This is a genomic window from Caulobacter sp. 602-2, assembly GCF_011043625.1.
GTDB lineage: Bacteria > Pseudomonadota > Alphaproteobacteria > Caulobacterales > Caulobacteraceae > Caulobacter.
Genome location: NZ_JAAKGT010000011.1, coordinates 60,363 through 74,672, shown reverse-complemented (window position 1 = coordinate 74,672; position 14,310 = coordinate 60,363). Strand labels below are relative to the sequence as shown.

Sequence of the window (14,310 nt, the reverse complement as noted above, 5' to 3'; positions counted from 1 at the left end):
GCTTTCCCCCATGCACGCCATCCGCTGGCCCGAGGGCTACCTGCCCGGAACCACCGACAACTTCGTCTCCAACGAGATCATCGTCCCGGACCTGACCGCCGCCGACGCCTGGCCCTATCTCGCCACCGCGACGGCCTGGCCGACCTACTACGAGAACGCCGCCGACATTGCGTTTCACGACGTTCCCGGCCCGCGGCTGGCGGACGGCGCCCGCTTTTCCTTCACCACCTTCGGTTTCGCCGTCGAAGGACAGGTGGTCGAGTTCGTCCCGCCGGTCGCGGGCGAGCCGGCCCGTATCGCCTGGCGCGGCTGGGTCGAGGGCGAAGGCGAGGCCCGGCTCGACGTCCACCACGCCTGGCTGTTGGAAGACCTGCCGGGCGGCCGCCTGCGGATCTTGACCCAGGAGACCCAGAACGGCGGGCCGGCCCGCGACCTGGCGGCCACCCTGCCCAACCCGATGCTCAACGCCCACCAGGCCTGGCTCCACGGCCTGGCCCGCGCGGCGCGCTCGCAAGCGCCGCTCGAATAACGGGCATTGTGCCCCCAGGGCACAGGTCTTGCGCCCGAACGGCACTTGAGACGCACCGGTCGGGCCTACACCTCTGCCGCCTCCATTCCCTTTCCTCCCCGAAAGCACCCGCCCGCATGTCCGCACTGTTCACGCCCTTCCGCCTGAAGGACGCCCAGCTTCGCAACCGCATCGCCATTCCGCCGATGTGCCAGTACAGCGCCGAGGACGGCGTCACGACCGACTGGCACCTGCCCCACTACGCCGGCCTGGCGCGCGGCGGCGCGAGCCTGGTGATCGTCGAGGCCACGGCCGTCTCGCCCGAAGGCCGCATCAGCCCCGGCTGCACCGGCATCTGGACCGACGAGCAGGCTGAAGGCCTGGCCAGGATCGCCGCGGCCATCAAGGCGGCCGGCGCTGTCCCCGGCATCCAGATCGCCCACGCCGGCCGCAAGGCCAGCGCCAACCGTCCCTGGGAAGGCGACGACCACATCGCCGACGGCGATCCGCGCGGCTGGCAGACCATCGCCCCCTCGGCCATCGCCTACGGCGCGGGCCTGCCGAAGGTCCCGCGCGAGATGACCCTGGCCGACATCGAGCGGGTGAAGGCCGACTTCGCCGCCGCGACCCGCCGCGCCCGCGAGGCCGGCTTCGAATGGCTGGAGCTGCACTTCGCCCACGGCTACCTGGCCCAGAGCTTCTTCTCGCACCACTCCAACCACCGCACCGACCAGTACGGCGGCGACGCGCACGGCCGGGGCCGGTTCATGGAAGAGACCCTGGCGGCTGTCCGCGCCGAATGGCCCGAGAACCTGCCGCTGACCGCCCGTTTCGGCGTGCTGGAATATGACGGCCACGACGAGCAGACCCTGGCCGAGTCGATCGACCTGACCCGCCGGATGAAGGCCGGCGGCCTGGACCTGCTGAACGTCAGCGTCGGCTTCACCATCCCCAACACCAGCATTCCGTGGGGCACGCCGTTCCTGGGCCCGATCGCCAAGCGCGTGCGCGAGGAAGCCGGCTTGCCGGTGGCCTCGTCATGGGGCCTGGACGCGCCCAAGCTGGCCGAAAGCCTGGTCGCCAGCGAGCAGATGGACCTGGTGATGATCGGCCGCGCCCATCTGGCCAACCCGCACTACCCCTACGAGCTGGCACAGATCCTGGGCGTGGATCGTCCGACCTGGGCCACCCTGCCGGCCCCGTACGCGCACTGGCTGGACAAGTACCGCCCGGCGGCTGAACTGGCGGCGGCCGCGGAATAACAACCCTCTCCCGGAGGGGAGAGGGAGGGGCCCGTCGCATCGCGACGGGAGGGTGAGGGGTGACGGCGCCCGACGGCGTGCCGGCACGCCGGTCGAAGGCGTAACCCCTCATCCTCCCACGCCTGACGGCGCGCCCCCCCTTCTCCCTATGGGAGAAGGTGAAATTCTAGAGCGGCACCGCGAAGGTCTGCTTGACCGTCTGGGCCGGGACGTCGGTCTTGACGTTCAGCACGCCCCGGATGCGGCTGAGGTGATCGGCCTGGAAGCGGCGATAGTCGGCGATGTCGGCGGCGACCACGCGCAGCAGCATGTCGCAGTCGCCGAGCATGACGTAGCACTCGACCACCTCGGGCAGCTTGTTCACCTCGGCGACGAAGTGGTCGACGGCGTCCTCGTGCTGGGCGTTCAGCCAGATGCGGGTGAAGAAGGTCTGCCCCCGGCCGACCTTGGCGGCGTCGAGCACCGCCACGTAGCGGGCGATCACGCCCGCCTCCTCCAGGATCTTCACCCGACGCAGGCAGGGCGAGGGCGACAGGCCCACCCGCTTGGCCAGTTCGGCGTTCTGGATGCGGCCGTCCTTCTGCAGTTCGCGAAGGATGCGGCGATCGATGTCGTCGAGCTTCATGGAATCCAGAACCAAGATTTGGCGATCAATTTCGCCCTGATGCCAATCATTGATCATATGGGAGCATGATCGCAACCCGATTGCGCGAGGTTTGCGCTAGGCTGCCAATCCTTCCCGCAACCGCCCTCCCCCGGTCGCCCATGACAATCGAAACCTGCGCTCCCGCCGCCATGCCTGGCGAGCGGCTCTCCGAACTGCGTCCTGAATCCGGGCGCGACCGATCGCGATCCGAATTTCGGCGCGGCCTGCTGGCCTCGCTGCCGGTGACCGCCGGGTTCACGCCCTTCGCCCTGGTGCTGGGCGCCCAGGCCGCCCAGAAGGGCCTGTCCGCCGTCGAGACGCCGCTGATGACCGGCCTGAACTTCGCCGGCGGATCGGAGTTCGCGGCCATCGGCCTGTGGACCTCGCCGCCGCACCTGCTGCTGATCGCGGCCGTGACCCTGATGGTCAACAGCCGCCACCTGCTGATGGGCGCGGCGCTGGCGCCGTTCCTAAAATCCCTGCCCAAGCGCCGGGTGCTGCCGGCGCTGTTCCTGATGTGCGACGAAAGCTGGGCCATGGCCCTGGCCGACGCCAAGGCCCGCGGGACCTTCAGCCTGGCGCACTATCTGGGCGTCGCCCTGCCGATGTGGCTGGCCTGGATCGCCTTCACGACGCTGGGCGCGATGGTCGGCCCGGTGCTGGGGAACGTCGAGACCCTCGGCTTCGACATGGCCTTCCCGGCGATCTTCCTGGTGCTGCTGCGCGGCATGTGGACCACCTTCCGGGCCGCCCGCCCCTGGCTGGTCAGCCTGGCCGTCGCCGCGAGCGGCCACCTTCTGGCGCCGGGCGCCTGGACGGTGGCGGCCGGCGCGCTGGCCGGCCTGCTGACCGCCTGGCTGTGGGCCGCGCCGAACAGGAAGGAAGCCGCCGCATGATCTCGCTGCCCGTCCTGGCGACCATCCTGGCCATGGCCGCCGTCACCTACCTGACCCGCATCGGCGGCTATCTGGTGCTGCGCAACCGCACGCTGGGCCCGCGCGCCACGGCAGTGATGGAGGCCGCGCCCGGCTGCGTGCTGATCGCGGTGATCGCCCCGCACTTCGTCTCGCCCCGCCCGGCCGACCTGCTGGCCCTGGCCGTCACCTTCCTGGCGGCCCTGCGCCTGCCGATGCTGGCCGTCGTGCCGATCGGCGTCATCGCGGCCGGCGGGCTGCGCTGGTTGCTGGGCTAGAGGGCCTAACCCATTGCCCAAGCCCAGGGCATCGTACGATGTTGCCTGTCATCCCGGCCGTAGCGAAGCGGAGCGCCGGGACCTCCCACGCTTGCCGAGCCTGCCGACGTGGGAGATCCCGGCTCTGCGGATCGCTAACGCGCTCCTCCGGCCGGGATGACAAGTTTCTTTAGGCTTCAGTTGAGATCAGGCGTCCAGCCGCCAGGCGGCGTCAAAGGCCGCGGCGTCCACCTGGACCAGCGACATCCGCTCGTCGCCGTCGACGGCCTCGTAGCCCGCCCGCAGGTTCTCGGTGCTTTCGAAGAAGTCGCCGTCCGTCAGGTTCTCGGCGTCGGGGCCGAAATAGTTGGCGACCGTGTCGCGCTCGCGGCGGCCGTCGCGGTAGATGTCGACCATCCGCAGCACGCGGCCTTCCTCGTCGACCTCGTAGAACAGGGTGACCGGCTCGTCGGCGTGGGCGTGGGTCCAGTCGCAGCGGTAGTGGGAAAGGCTCATGGCGGCTCCTTTCCCTCGCCAAAAAAACTTCCGCAAGCCGGAAGAGCCCCCTTCCCGCCCTCCAAAGTGCTCGGCATACCTAGTCGTACTGGCCGTCGGATGACGCCCTTTCCCATAGACGGAGCCGGCAATGGCAAACTCCAAGCTGCATGAACTGCAGAAAGCGTCAGCGGAAATTCTAACTCTCCTGGTGGACGCTCAGGCGGCTTACAGAGCCCTTGAGGAGGGTCTGGGACCGAACGAAGATCGGACCGCGGCGCGGAACCTAAAGCAGGCAGCAAAGATTCTGGAGACGTTCCGCTCGGACTACTGCTGCGGGTAGCCTCTTGCTCGACGGCTGCCGCACGGCCATGTCTTCCTCCATGACCACGCCCGCCGAAGACCTGCTCGACCGCGCGGCCGCCGCCGCCCTGTCGCTGGCCGCCGACCGCCCCTGGCCCCAGATCGCCCTGCGCGACATCGCCGTGGCCGCCGGGGCGCCGTTCGCCGAGCTCTACGTGAAGGCCGACAGCAAGGCCAAGGTGCTCTCCCACCTGTCGCGCCGCTTCGACCAGGCGGCCCTCAACGCCGACGCCGGCGAGGGCGCGGCCGCCCACGACCGCCTGTTCGACGCGGCCATGGCCCGGGTCGAGGCGATGGAGCCGCATCGCCACGCCCTGATCGCCATCGCCAAGTCCGAGGGCCTGCCGCACGCCGCCTTGCGCTTTCCCAGGACCGCCCGGGCGATCCTCGAAGCCGCCGGGGTCGAGGCCACGCCCGTGCGCCTGGCGGCCATGACCGCCGTCTGGGCCCGCACCCTGCAGATCTGGCGCGACGACGAGGGCGCGCTGAACCGCACCATGGCCGAGCTCGACAAGCGCCTGAAGCAGATGGCCGAGCAACTGGCCAAGGTCGGCGCGGGGTTCTAGGCCGACCGAGCTCCCCGCCAGGGCGTCCGGGGCATGACCCCTCAGGCCTCGTTCCACGACAGGCTGGCGTTGCGGGCCACCTTGACCGGGCGCGGGATCGGCGGCGGCACGGTGGCGGGCCAGCGGGCGCCGAGGAAGCGGTCCTTGCCCAGCCAGGCCAGCGACACGCTGTCGGACTGGTTACCGCCCAGGATGCGGAAGGCGCCGGTGTCGTCCTCGCCGGCATAGAAGCCGACATGGCCCTTGCCGCTGGTCCGGCTTTCCCGCCAGAACACCATCACCGCCCCCGGCGTCGGCGCGATCGGGATCCCGAACCGCTCCCAGGCCCTGGCCGACAGCAGGCTGGAGGGCGTGGCCTCGCGGTCGAGGGTGCTGCTGACGCAGTGGCCGACGAAGAGGCCGCACCAAGGGATGTCGTCGCCGGTGTAGCTGTTCTTCAGCCCCTGCTCGGTGGCCCAGTCGAGGATCTCCGGATTGTTGCCGGCGCCGGGCTTCTCGCGCGTGCCGATCAGGCGGCGCGCCTCCTGGAACCACACCAGGCTGGGATCGTCGAAGCCGGTCAGCGACGACGGCGTCGGGGCGGCCGCGGCCGGCGCTCCCTGGAACAGGGCCGCCAGGGTCAGGGGCCCGACCACGCCGTCGGCCTCCAGTCCGTGCCGGCTCTGGAACCGGCGAACGGCGGCGATGGTCTGCCGCCCCCAGATGCCGTCGATCGGCCCTGGCGTGTAGCCGCGCGCGGCCAGTTGCTGCTGGATGTCCTTGATCTTCATGACCCGGCCCTTCCTTGAGGAACGCCGGTATCGGAAGCGCACGCATCAAGGCGAGTCAACCGATAGTAGCATTCACGGAATTACCCGGTGATATTGTGTCGGCGGGACGACGGAAACGGACGTCGTCCAGGGTCAGCCCGGCAGCCGCATCACCGCCCGCAGCCCGCCCATCGGCGAGCGCTCCAGCACGAGATCGCCGCCCAGCCCGCGGGCCATGTCGCGGGCCAGGGCCAGGCCCAGGCCGACCCCCTTCTCGTTCTGGTTCCGCGACTCGTCGAGGCGGTTGAAGGGCTTGAAGGCCTCTTCGTAGCGGTCTTCGGGAATACCCGGCCCGTCGTCGTCGACCACGATGTTGACCCCGCCGGTCAGCCGCGCCTCCAGCGTCACGCGGACGGTGTCGCCGTGGGCGGCGGCGTTGTCGACCAGATTGGCCAGGGCCCGCTTGAAGGCGCTGGGCCGCAGGTTGGCGGTCAGGTCCTGCTCCAGCACGGTCTCGACCCGCGCCCCGCCGCGCTCGGCCGCCGCGCAGACCCCGGCGATCAGCGGCGCCAGTTCGACCGCCTGCAGGGCCTCGCCGCCCTCGCCGCGCGCGAAGGCCAGGTACTCGTCGATCATGTGCTCCATTTCGGAGAGATCGCGCTTGATGGCCTCGACCTGCGGCCCCGGCTCGGAGAGCGCCATCTCCAGCTTCAGCCGGGTCAGCGGCGTGCGCAGGTCGTGGCTGACGCTAGCCAGGAGAGCCGTGCGCTGCTCGATGTGGCGCTGGATGCGGGCCTTCATGGCCAGGAAGGCCTGGGCCGCCTGGCGCACCTCGCGCGCGCCGTGCGGCTTGAACTCAGGGTCCAGCCCCCGCCCGAAGGCGTCGGCGGCGTCGGCCAGGCGCTCGATGGCCCGCACCTGGTTGCGGATGAACAGGATGGCGATCGCGGTCAGCAGCATCGTCGCCACCACCATCCACAGGATGAAGATGTGGCCCTGGGTGGCGAAGGCGCGATCGCGCGGCGCGTAGATCCGCAGCGTGCCTTCCTTGACCTTCACCTGGATCTGCACGTGGGCGGTGTAGCGGTCCGACGCGTCGAACCAGAAGGGCTCGTCCAGCCGCTCCTCCAGGGCCCGCTGCATCGAGCGGTCGAGCGAGGCGAACATGGCCGGCCGCTTGCCCGTGGGCAGCTCGCGCCCCCTCAGCAGGGCGATCGACAGGTCCATGGTGTCTTCGGCCCGCTGGGCCATGCGGTCGACGGCGGCGGGGCTGGGATCGTCCTGATAGGTGGCCACGGCCCAGGCGATGTCGCCGGCCAGGCCTTCGGACAGGCGGCTGTTCACCGTCTCCCAGTGGGCGTCGAAGAAGCCCCAGGTGACGGCGATCTGCATCACCGCCACCGGCAGGACGATGATCAGCAGGCTGCGGCCGAACAGCGAGGTCGGCAGCCAGCGCTTGATCTGGCGGGGAATGAACAGGCGGGTGCGCAGGCGCATCTAGGCCTTCCACGCGAGGCGGGAGAGGTAAGCGGGTAAGGAACCTCCCCCTTTGGGGGAGGCGATCGCGCAGCGATCGGTGGGGGGCGTTCTTGCGAAATCAGCCCAGCGCTGCGGAAGCTGAAAACGCCCCCCCACCGGCCTACGGCCGCCTCCCCCAAGGGGGGAGGTTCCTCGATGCACGACCATCTTCAATCCGGCGCCAGCCGATAGCCCACGCCCCGCACGGTCTGCAGGTACCTCGGGTTCTTGGGGTCAGGCTCGATCTTGCGGCGCAGGCGGGTGACCTGCACGTCGACGGCGCGACCGGTGGCGTCGGCGGTGTCGCGGGCCAGTTCCAGGCGGTCGACCGGCTCGTGCACGGCGCGGGCCAGGCGACGCAGCAGGGCGACCTCGGCCTCGGTCAGGCGCACCGGCGCGCCGCCTCGGGTCAGTTCGCCCCGATCCGGCAGGAAGGCGCAGTCGCCCATGACGATCTCCTGCGGGCCCATCGGCTTGGGCGCGGCGCGACGCAGGATCGACTCGATGCGCAGCAGCAGTTCCTGCGGCTCGAACGGCTTGGCCAGGTAGTCGTCGGCGCCGTGCGTCAGGCCCTCGATGCGGTCGCCGGTGGTGTCGCGCGCGGTCAGCATCAGGATCGGCATGCGGCCGACCTCGCCGCCCTTGGCCCGCACGCGCCTGGTGAAGGAGAACCCGTCCTCGCCCGGCATCATCACGTCGAGCACCAGGAGGTCGAAGTCCATCACCCCGATCAGGCGATCGGCGTGGGCGGCGTCGGCCGCGGCGCTGACCCGAAAGCCGGCGCGGCTGAGGAACTGCTTGAGCAGGTCGCGGATGCGGTCGTCGTCGTCGACCACCAGCAGGTGGCGGTCGCGTCTTTCCTCGGGGCTCACAGCGCCTCCCTTCGATTGACGCCAACCCCTTGGCGCGGACCGGCCAGGGCCGCAAGGATCCTGCGCGCGCCGGGCACGCCGTCCAGCCCGCCCGTGCGATAGGCGCGCCCCAGGAGCGCCCGCAGCCGCTCGCTGACCCGCGCCTCGAAGGCCTTGCCGGCCTCGGTCAGCACCGCGGGCCGCCGGCGCGCGTCCAGGTCGCCGGCCGCCTTCTCGGCCAGGCCCAGTCGCTGCAGGTCCGATAGGGTCTTGCTGGCGGCCTGTTTCGACAGGCTGGTCAGCTTCGACAGGTCCTGCACGCCGATGCCCGGACGCCGCCGCAGCAGGAACGCCGCCCGCCAGTGCGACCGGCCAAGGCCCGGACCTTCAGTCTCGAGCACGCCGTCGACCGCCGCCCACAGCGCCGCCTCGGCCAGGAGAATCAACTCCAGGCCGCCGTCGAGCTCTTCCTCGCGCAGGATCAGGCGGGGATCAGCGTGTGGCGTCATGCGAGGGTGTCCATTTCGTTTGACCTTCGGGCTCCTCGGGCGTCTAAGGACCGGGTTCCAAATAAGGAGGTCTTGGACCGATGTCTCTCGTTCCCTTCGATGATCGCGACGGATGGATCTGGCTGGACGGCCAGTTCGTTCCCTGGCGCGAGGCGAAGGTGCACGTACTGACGCACGGCCTGCACTACGCCTCGTCGGTGTTCGAGGGCGAGCGCATGTACGGCGGCGAGATCTTCAAGCTGACCGAGCATACCGAGCGCCTGTTCAAGTCGGCGGAAATCCTCGATTTCGAGATCCCCTACACGGTGGCCGAGATCGACGAGGCCTGCAAGGCGACCGCCGCCAAGAACGGCCTGTCCGACTGCTACGTGCGCCCGATCGCCTGGCGCGGCAGCGAGATGATCGGCGTTTCGGCGCAGCAGACCAAGATCCACGTGGCCATCGCCGTGTGGGATTGGCCCAGCTATTTCGACCCGGCGCTGAAGGCCAAGGGCATCCGCCTGACCTGGGCCAAGTACAACCGCCCCGATCCGAAGACGGCCCCCGTCGCCGCCAAGGCCGCCGGCCTCTACATGATCTGCACCATCTCCAAGCACGCCGCGGAGAAGGACGGCTACACCGACGCGATGATGCTGGACTACCGCGGCTACGTGGCCGAGGCGACCGGCGCCAACGTGTTCTTCGTCAAGGACGGCGTGCTGCACACGCCCAAGCCCGACTGCTTCCTGGACGGCATCACCCGCCGCACGGTGATCGAGATCGCCAAGGGCAAGGGGATCGAGGTGGTCGAGCGCCACATCGAAAAGCAGGAGCTGGCCGACTTCACCGAATGCTTCATCGTCGGCACCGCCGCGGAAGTGACCCCGGTGGCCGAGATCGGCGAGTTCACCTTCACCCCCGGCAAGCTGTCGCTGGACCTGATGGACGCCTACGCCGCCCTGGTCCGCCGCGAGGAAGTCGTGCCGGCGTAAGGCCTGGTTCGGACTGTTGATCTGAAGACCCCGGGGCGGAAACGCTCCGGGGTTTTTCTTTGTGTGAGGAGGACCCCCTCAGTCGCTCCGCGACAGCTCCCCCAGAGGGGGAGCATCTGTGCGCCAAGATCCTCGCCCTCTGGGGGAGGTGGCCCGGAAGGCCGGAGGGGGACCCCGCTTCAGCGGGGCTCCACCGTCGCCACCAGCCAGCCGCCGCCCCAGGGCGTGTTGACCACCGCCTCGTCGCGAACCTGGCCCATGGCCTTCAGGCGTCGCCACAGGCGCAGGGGCTTGAGCGACAGCCACATGGTCAAGCCCACCGCCCCGCCGGGCGCCAGCATGGCGCGGTAGTGGTCGATCAACGGCTCGACCTCGCCCAGGTGCTCGATGCACTCGGAGAACACCACCACGTCGAAGGTCTCGTCGACGGCGAAGGCGCGGCCGTCGCCCAGCAGCATCTGGACCTGGCCCGAGGCGATCTCGGCCGACAGGCGCTTTTGCCCCATCGCCACCGCCGGCTCGGAGAAGTCGACGCCCACATAGCGCGCGGGCCGGTGATTACGCAGGGCCTCGAAGAACACCCCCTCGCCGGCGCCGATCTCGAGCACGCGGGGGCTGGGCCAGCGGTCGGCGATCATGGCGGCCAGCAGGCGGTGATGGTGGCGTTGGTCGGAGCGGTGCAGGCGGTCGTAGACGCCGTCACGATATTCCTGGTCCCAGCGCTCGACCGGAGCCGCGCGGAAGGCCTCGCCCTTGCGCTTCTCCATCAGGTCGCCCAGCCACGGACGATCCAGCGACGCCATCTCGATGAAGCGCCGCCAGCGCAGATAGACCATGACTTTCCCCAGAGCGGGGACCGTCCCCGAAGCAGGCGATGATGGCGGGGGGAAAGCTTGGCCACAAGGCGCCAGACTTTCTCCTACCCCGCGACCCGCGCCTCGATCTCTTCCAGGCGCGCGCGGGTGGCGACGAGGTCGAGGCCGAACCGGGCCGGATCGGCGGCGGCCAGGCGCGCGGTGACGTCGTAGCTCTCGCGATACAGATCCAGCGCCCGCATGCGGTGGCCGCGATCCTCGCGCAGGTCGGCCAGGCGCTCCAGCGCCACCGACAGCGCCCGCTGCGCGCCGGGATCGGCGGCCTCACGACCGCCGGGCGAGCGGCGCAGGGCCAGCGCCTCCTCGAAGGCCGACAGCGCCTCGTTCAGGCGTCCCTCGGCCTCGGCCGTGTCGCCCACCCCGGCCAGCGCGCCGGCCAGCAGCTCGTCCGCCGTCGGATCGTTCGGCGCGGCCTTCCTGACCATGCGGGCGTAGGACACGGCTTCCTCATAGGCCTCGGCGGCGTCGTCGTGCCGCCCCTGCGCGGCGGCGAAGTCGCCCAGGTCGCGATAGGCGATCGTCCGCTCACGGTCGGTTTCGGCGGCGCGGACCAGTCTGGCCAGGACCCGGGCGGCCGGGTTCCAGGCCTCCGAGCCGCACAGCGCCAGCATCTCGGCGCGCAGGATCTCGAATTCGGTGGCCCCGACAGGTGCGGCGGGCGCGGGCGCGCTGGCGGGAGCTTGAGCGGGCGCCGGCGCGGCTTGAACGGTGGAAGCGGTCGTCATGACGGGCGCCGTCATAGCCGGAATCGCCGCCGCCGGCTCGGGCCCGCCCATGTCGAAGGGTTTGGTCAGGGAACGCTCGCCCCCGCGAGCGCTCCCCTTCCTGCGTCGCGTCCCCCGACGCGACGTCCCCATGCGGGGTATCAGGGCGGCGACGAGAAGGATTCCCCCCAACGTCATCGCCGCCCAACCGGCGGTCGTCCGATGCGGCTCGAACGGGCCGAGATCCCAGCCGACGGCCCACGTCCCCAGCGTGCCCAGGCCTGAGATCACGTATCCCGACGTCGCCAGGATCAGCCCCAAGATGATCCCTACGATGCGAGCCAGCATGTCGCCCCCTCCACGACGCACTTCCGCCAGGGGCGGAAAGTCATAGGACCGGGCGACCGGCGTCGAGCATACTCGCCTGCCAGGGGAACGTTGATAACCTGGAAGACGCCCGCGCGGGCGCCGAGGCGCGTTCCTGCCTCTAAATCAACCACGTGCGCGGCCTGGGATAGGCCTCGCCGCGCACCAGGAAGGCGATTCCGGCGATGCACCGGACGATGAACCAGATGCTGATCGCCGAGATGATCGCCACCCCCGCGATGATCATCGGCACACCGATCAGCACCAGCGACAGCGGGATGCCGAACAGCACCAGCGCCCCGCCGACCAGGAACCAGGCGATCGACAGCCAGAAGGTGCGGATCGCGAAGGTGTAGTGGCTCTCGTTGATCGGCCCGGCCTGGCCGCGCTGCACATAGGCCACGATCAGGCCGATGAAGAAGGTCAGGCCGTTACTGAAGCCCAGCAGGTAGAGACCGTAGACCACGGCCGGGACGATCTTGTCCTCGGAGTGCCGTTCGACGGCGGGAGCAAGGTCGGTCATCGGTCCTCAGAGCATCCAGTTGCGGGGCGTCGGATAGGCCTGGCCCTTCAGCAGCCACGACAGGCCGATGATCGCGCGCACGGTCACCCAGATGCCGATGCCGGCCAGGATCAGAAGCCCGATGCCCAGGAACGCGGTCGCAAAGCCGATGACCCCGAACAGCAGCGACAGCCAGAAGGTGCGGATCTGGAAGACATAGTGGCTCTGCAGCCATTCCGGCGCCGCGCCCTTGGAGACATAGGCCAGGATCAGGCCGATGATCGCCGACACGCCGCCCGTCACCCAGCCGCCGATGTAGCAGGCATAGACGATGATCGGCATGGTCTTGTCGTCCTGCAGGGCGGGCGGGACGGCGGGATCGGGCTGGACGTCGGTCACGGTGTTCCTGGCTTGAAAAGCGATGTTTCGCGGATGCTCGCCAAAAACGCGCGGCGATGCAAATGAAGCTTCCGAAAGGGAAGGCCCGCCGCGTCCCTCGCCTAGGGCAGCCAGCGCCTGGGCAGGTCGTGGGGATCCAGCGCCTCGCCCCTGGGCAGCCACGGCAGGGCCGCGAAGATCAGCAGCAGCAGGAACACCATCCGGGCGGCCAGGCCGATGGCCATGTCGCGCATCGACGACGAGATCGCCAGCATCAGAAGCGTCAGCGCGCCCGCCGCCAGCAGGCCGACGACCAGGGTCGTGGCGTCGCGCAGCTTGAAGCCGGCGGTCTCGAAGCGGGCATGGGGCGAAAGGTCAGCGCCGACGGCGGCGATCGCCCGCGCCAGCAGAGCGAAGCTCTCCAGCCGGTCGTCATAGAGGCCCGGACCGCGCCAGCTCTGCGAGGCGATGGCCACGCGCTGGCGGCCGAAGCTCAGCATCAGGGCGCGCTGGCGGCCGCCGCCCCGCGGCATGGCCAGGCGAAAGCGGCGCAGATGCGAAAGCTCGAAACGGCGTTCACGCCCGCCGCGGCGCTCCACCAGCGTCCCGTCCTCCAGGCTCCAGGCCGTCTCAGGCTGGAACGGGGCCAGGCGGGCGCTGTGGGAAAGTTCGCTCACCCGCGGACGGCGGTGATCTCGACGCCGGCGGCGGCGGCGTGGGGGGCCAGGGCCAGGGGCTTTTCGACCCGCACCCGGGCGCGGGTGACGCGATGGTCGTCGAAACAGGCCTGGGCCAGACGCTCGGCGAAGGTCTCGACCAGGTCGATATGACCGGCGGCCGCGATGTCCTGGGCGGCGGTGCGGATGGTCTCGTAATTGACCGTGTCGCCCAGCTCTTCGCAGTGGCTGGCGGCCACGTCGAGTTCGACATCGATGACCAGCGGCTGCACGCGGCCGTGCTCGTGGTCGTAGACGCCGATCTGGGCCTCGACCTTGAGGCCGCGCACGAAGACCTTGGTCACGATGACCTTGGCGAGAACGGGCGCCGGGAACGGCGTTTCGGAGAGGGGGGAGGCGGACAAGGGCGGGGGCCTTCAGGAACCGAGGACGTCGGGCGTGCGCCAGGCCAGATGCTGGCCGCCGTCGACCGCGATCATCTGGCCCGTGACCGACGGCGCGTCAATGAGATAGCGCATCGCCGCGGCCAGTTCGGCCGGATCGACGGGCCCGCCCAGGGGCGTGGCGGCGGCCTCGGCCTCGAACTCGCCGGGGGCCTGGTGGATGGACGCCAGCACCGGTCCTGGGCCGATGGCGTTGACGCGAATGGCCGGCGCCAGATCCTGGGCCAGGGTGCGCGTGACCCACCAGAGCCCCGCCTTGGAGACGCTGTAGCTGAAGAACTGCGGATTGGGCTTGAGGACGCGCTGGTCGACCAGATTGACCACCAGCCCCTTGCTCCCCCGGGGCAGGGCCGCGGCGAAGGCCTGGGCCAGCAGCACCGGCGCGCGCAGGTTGGCGTCCATGTGGCGGTCCCAGCTGTCGACGGTCAGGTCGGCGATGCGATCGTCCTCGAAGGTCGAGGCCGAATTGACCAGCAGGGTCAGCGGCCCGATCGCCTCTGCCGCCGCCCCGACCAGGGCCGCGCCGATGTCCGGATCGGCGAGTTCGCCCGGCAGGGCGACCGCCCGGCGGCCCAGCGCCGCGATCTCGGCCACCACCGCCTCGGCCTCGTCCCGCGCGGTGCGGTAGTGCACCGCCACGTCATAGCCCGCCCGCGCCGCCTCCAGCGCCAGCACCCGCCCGATCCTGCGCCCCGCGCCGGTGACGAGCGCGCCGCCGCGCGGGGATGGTGAGGGGGAAGAGCTGGACATCCAGCC

General features: G+C 70.2%; 19 protein-coding genes. 6 read left to right on the top strand and 13 right to left on the bottom strand.

The window, feature by feature from the left end:
- Positions 1 to 10 precede the first annotated feature (10 nt).
- Positions 11 to 529, top strand: a complete 519-nt coding sequence (locus tag G5B46_RS19265) for an SRPBCC domain-containing protein (protein WP_165261513.1) — start codon at positions 11 to 13, stop codon at positions 527 to 529.
- A 116-nt stretch (positions 530 to 645) separates the two neighbouring features.
- On the top strand, positions 646 to 1,770 hold the full coding sequence (locus G5B46_RS19260; RefSeq protein ID WP_165261511.1) for an NADH:flavin oxidoreductase/NADH oxidase: 1,125 nt from the start codon (positions 646 to 648) through the stop codon (positions 1,768 to 1,770).
- 166 nt (positions 1,771 to 1,936) lie between these two features.
- Here G5B46_RS19260 and G5B46_RS19255 read toward each other — a convergent pair whose 3' ends face one another.
- Positions 1,937 to 2,395 carry an Lrp/AsnC family transcriptional regulator gene (locus tag G5B46_RS19255; protein ID WP_165261509.1) on the bottom strand — a complete coding sequence of 153 codons (459 nt, stop codon included), beginning with the start codon at positions 2,393 to 2,395 and terminating at the stop codon, positions 1,937 to 1,939.
- A 140-nt stretch (positions 2,396 to 2,535) separates the two neighbouring features.
- Between G5B46_RS19255 and G5B46_RS19250 the strand changes: the two genes are divergently transcribed.
- The gene (locus G5B46_RS19250) at positions 2,536 to 3,312 is read left to right on the top strand and encodes an AzlC family ABC transporter permease (protein ID WP_205691771.1); all 777 of its coding nucleotides are present in this window, start codon (positions 2,536 to 2,538) and stop codon (positions 3,310 to 3,312) included.
- Positions 3,309 to 3,608, top strand: a complete 300-nt coding sequence (locus tag G5B46_RS19245) for an AzlD family protein (RefSeq protein ID WP_165261507.1) — start codon at positions 3,309 to 3,311, stop codon at positions 3,606 to 3,608. The genes G5B46_RS19250 and G5B46_RS19245 overlap by 4 nt, the downstream gene beginning before the upstream one ends.
- A 186-nt stretch (positions 3,609 to 3,794) precedes the next feature.
- Here the strand turns inward: G5B46_RS19245 and G5B46_RS19240 are convergent, their stop codons facing one another.
- Positions 3,795 to 4,103 (bottom strand): hypothetical protein, encoded by a 309-nt coding sequence (locus G5B46_RS19240; protein ID WP_165261505.1) that lies wholly within the window; start codon positions 4,101 to 4,103, stop codon positions 3,795 to 3,797.
- Positions 4,104 to 4,465: 362 nt separating this feature from the next.
- On the opposite strand from G5B46_RS19240, the gene G5B46_RS19235 reads away from it, so the two are divergent.
- Complete coding sequence (locus G5B46_RS19235; protein WP_165261503.1) at positions 4,466 to 5,011, top strand: TetR family transcriptional regulator; 546 nt, start codon at positions 4,466 to 4,468, stop codon at positions 5,009 to 5,011.
- Between the two features lie 41 nt (positions 5,012 to 5,052).
- Here the strand turns inward: G5B46_RS19235 and G5B46_RS19230 are convergent, their stop codons facing one another.
- The 4 genes from G5B46_RS19230 to G5B46_RS19215 form a co-directional block, all read right to left on the bottom strand.
- Positions 5,053 to 5,781 carry a TIGR02594 family protein gene (locus G5B46_RS19230; protein WP_165261501.1) on the bottom strand — a complete coding sequence of 243 codons (729 nt, stop codon included), beginning with the start codon at positions 5,779 to 5,781 and terminating at the stop codon, positions 5,053 to 5,055.
- A 132-nt stretch (positions 5,782 to 5,913) separates the two neighbouring features.
- The gene (locus tag G5B46_RS19225; RefSeq protein ID WP_165261499.1) at positions 5,914 to 7,257 is read right to left on the bottom strand and encodes an ATP-binding protein; all 1,344 of its coding nucleotides are present in this window, start codon (positions 7,255 to 7,257) and stop codon (positions 5,914 to 5,916) included.
- Between the two features lie 191 nt (positions 7,258 to 7,448).
- Positions 7,449 to 8,150 (bottom strand): response regulator, encoded by a 702-nt coding sequence (locus G5B46_RS19220; RefSeq protein ID WP_165261497.1) that lies wholly within the window; start codon positions 8,148 to 8,150, stop codon positions 7,449 to 7,451.
- Positions 8,147 to 8,638, bottom strand: coding sequence for a helix-turn-helix domain-containing protein (locus G5B46_RS19215; protein WP_165261495.1), 492 nt, complete (start codon positions 8,636 to 8,638; stop codon positions 8,147 to 8,149). Before G5B46_RS19215 ends, G5B46_RS19220 begins: the two co-directional genes overlap by 4 nt.
- 80 nt (positions 8,639 to 8,718) lie before the next feature.
- Between G5B46_RS19215 and G5B46_RS19210 the strand changes: the two genes are divergently transcribed.
- Positions 8,719 to 9,609, top strand: coding sequence for a branched-chain amino acid aminotransferase (locus G5B46_RS19210; protein ID WP_165261493.1), 891 nt, complete (start codon positions 8,719 to 8,721; stop codon positions 9,607 to 9,609).
- Between the two features lie 179 nt (positions 9,610 to 9,788).
- On the opposite strand, the gene G5B46_RS19205 is transcribed toward G5B46_RS19210, so the two are convergent.
- From G5B46_RS19205 to G5B46_RS19175, 7 genes are all read right to left on the bottom strand, one after another.
- A complete protein-coding gene (locus G5B46_RS19205) occupies positions 9,789 to 10,445 on the bottom strand; it encodes a class I SAM-dependent methyltransferase (RefSeq protein ID WP_165261491.1) in 657 nt (218 codons plus the stop codon).
- Between the two features lie 83 nt (positions 10,446 to 10,528).
- Entirely contained in the window at positions 10,529 to 11,209 is a 681-nt protein-coding gene (locus G5B46_RS19200) for a tetratricopeptide repeat protein (RefSeq protein WP_240903575.1), read from the bottom strand.
- A 466-nt stretch (positions 11,210 to 11,675) separates the two neighbouring features.
- On the bottom strand, positions 11,676 to 12,077 hold the full coding sequence (locus G5B46_RS19195) for a hypothetical protein (RefSeq protein ID WP_165261487.1): 402 nt from the start codon (positions 12,075 to 12,077) through the stop codon (positions 11,676 to 11,678).
- A gap of 6 nt (positions 12,078 to 12,083) precedes the next feature.
- Complete coding sequence (locus G5B46_RS19190; protein WP_165261485.1) at positions 12,084 to 12,455, bottom strand: hypothetical protein; 372 nt, start codon at positions 12,453 to 12,455, stop codon at positions 12,084 to 12,086.
- Positions 12,456 to 12,556: 101 nt separating this feature from the next.
- On the bottom strand, positions 12,557 to 13,111 hold the full coding sequence (locus G5B46_RS19185; RefSeq protein WP_165261483.1) for a hypothetical protein: 555 nt from the start codon (positions 13,109 to 13,111) through the stop codon (positions 12,557 to 12,559).
- A complete protein-coding gene (gene folB / locus G5B46_RS19180) occupies positions 13,108 to 13,515 on the bottom strand; it encodes a dihydroneopterin aldolase (protein ID WP_165261481.1) in 408 nt (135 codons plus the stop codon). The genes G5B46_RS19185 and folB overlap by 4 nt, the downstream gene beginning before the upstream one ends.
- A gap of 12 nt (positions 13,516 to 13,527) precedes the next feature.
- A complete protein-coding gene (locus tag G5B46_RS19175) occupies positions 13,528 to 14,304 on the bottom strand; it encodes an SDR family oxidoreductase (protein WP_165261479.1) in 777 nt (258 codons plus the stop codon).
- Positions 14,305 to 14,310: the final 6 nt, after the last annotated feature.